Source organism: Mesotoga sp. HF07.pep.5.2.highcov (genome assembly GCF_003666285.1).
Classification (GTDB): domain Bacteria; phylum Thermotogota; class Thermotogae; order Petrotogales; family Kosmotogaceae; genus Mesotoga; species Mesotoga prima.
The window spans coordinates 1-1,469 of record NZ_JFHJ01000121.1; the positions used below are offsets into that span (position 1 = coordinate 1).

Sequence of the window (1,469 nt, forward strand, 5' to 3'; positions counted from 1 at the left end):
GGAAGAGAGGGATGGCGGATAAGAGCTGGCGACTATCGTATTATCTATGAGATTTGTGAGCAAGATAAGTCAGTTACTATTCTGCATGTTGGACATCGCAGAAATGTATACAAGAATCTTTGAGACAGATTGTTGATGCTTCAATAGAATAAAAGGAATACCATCTTCTTAATAGTCGACTTCTGATTACGCTCCTGCAATTAAGAAAAAGATTGGCTCTCCCGCTCTTTCGAAGAGCGTTTATCATGTTTCTCGAATTCATATCCTGTTCTCTCAACGAAGTACTGCTATAAGCTTTCAAAAATTAAAAAGGAACATTGGGAAGATAGTCAGCCCAATGGATCGTTCAATTGTATCAAAGCAAACATGAGCCGCGCAGAAGACTTTCGGATCACTTAGCTCACAGAATTTCGCTTTGTTGAGTATTCCCTCCCAGTCTGTCGCTCTCTCTTCCCCGTAACTAAACTCAAGTATTATCTGCCCCGTTTTTCGCGTTACAAATCGGGATCCTGACCAGAAGCATTGTCAGGATGACAGGCAGGACTATCATCCCGTAGAGCCTTCCCCAATGAGCCGGCCCATATATGCTTCTGTTTGGATTATGTTAATGGTCCTATTCCGTCATCCCGTAGAGCCTGCCCTGAAATGCTCTTATTCAGGGCCTCTGCACGGGATCTATCACCTAAGATCCGCTTTTCCCTGCACGCTGAACGCTGTAAACGAAAATAGGGACTGACCGGTTCCTGGACGAAGGAACAAGGACGGTTCCTGTTGCTATTCTGAACTCATGGGTTCGTTTCGTATGGGAACGAATCTATGCTAATATAGTTTCAAAGTGAAACGCTAGGAGATGATCTTGTGGATTCGGACGAGTTAGTTCAGTCACTTGAAGAGGTGCAGAAAAGGAAGGAAATGGAGCTTCCGTCGAGACTGAGGCCTTACTTCGACAAAATAGACATGAAGAACAGGGCAGTCCTTGTCTTTGGGCCAAGAGGGGTTGGGAAAACCACTTTCCTTCTGAACAGATTTAGGGAGAGAAAAGTACTCTACGTTTCGGCCGACAATCCTCTCGTTTCTACTAGTGACATATGGAGTATAGCAAAGACGGCCTTCGTAAGGGGTTATGAGGGGATAGTTGTGGATGAAGCTCACTACGCAAAAGATTGGAGCATCCATCTTAAGGCCCTCTACGATTCCTATCCAGGAAAGCTTGTAATAGCTAGCGATAGCAGCAGCCTAGTATTAAGACAGGGGATCGCAGATCTATCAAGAAGATTCTCCAGGGTTCAAATCCCTCTAATGTCTTTGAGAGAATACATATTTCTTAGAGACGGAACACTTTTGCCACAACTAGAACCATTCTCTCCTGAGCCTTCGTCAGTTAAAGAGATAATGAACGGTACAAACGTGCTTGCCACTTTTGAAGAGTATCTTGAGCGGGGATTCAGGCCGTCTTACATGGAATGGGA

At 44.5% G+C, this 1,469-nt stretch carries 2 protein-coding genes; both read left to right on the top strand.

The genetic code is table 11. The features are described from left to right. Positions 1-18 precede the first annotated feature (18 nt). The gene (locus BG32_RS17025) at positions 19-123 is read left to right on the top strand and encodes a type II toxin-antitoxin system RelE family toxin (protein WP_409072643.1); all 105 of its coding nucleotides are present in this window, start codon (positions 19-21) and stop codon (positions 121-123) included. A 735-nt stretch (positions 124-858) separates the two neighbouring features. Next, on the top strand, positions 859-1,469 hold a 611-nt coding region (locus BG32_RS01975), incomplete at its 3' end, for an AAA family ATPase (protein WP_147434794.1).